This window comes from Halorubrum sp. SP9 (assembly GCF_005435015.1).
Classification (GTDB): Archaea; Halobacteriota; Halobacteria; order Halobacteriales; family Haloferacaceae; genus Halorubrum; species Halorubrum sodomense.
This window is the reverse complement of the sequence record NZ_SGXU01000216.1, coordinates 460-713: the sequence shown is the minus strand read 5'-3', so window position 1 is coordinate 713 and position 254 is coordinate 460. Positions and strand designations below refer to the sequence as shown.

Annotated in this window: 1 pseudogene; it reads right to left on the bottom strand. The window is 65.0% G+C overall.

The features are described from left to right. Positions 1 to 254, bottom strand: a pseudogene (locus tag EXE45_RS21490) (C4-dicarboxylate ABC transporter permease); the annotation flags it as partial.

Below are 254 nucleotides of genomic sequence, written 5' to 3'. Positions count from 1 at the left end.
GATGGCCACGATGACGTAGGCGGCCACGGTCGGCATGCCGACCCCCATCAGGATGGCGACCCCCATCCCGAGCAGCACCGCGAACAGCAGCACGCCGCCCGAGATGTTGATGAGAAGCAGCGCGATCTTCGCCGGGATTCCGGTCGTGCTGAAGAGGTTCACGACGCCGCTGATGACGACGAGGATGATCGCGATGGGCGCCAGGATGATCGCGCCGCGCCGGATCCCGTGAACGGTGTTTTTCACCTGCGTGA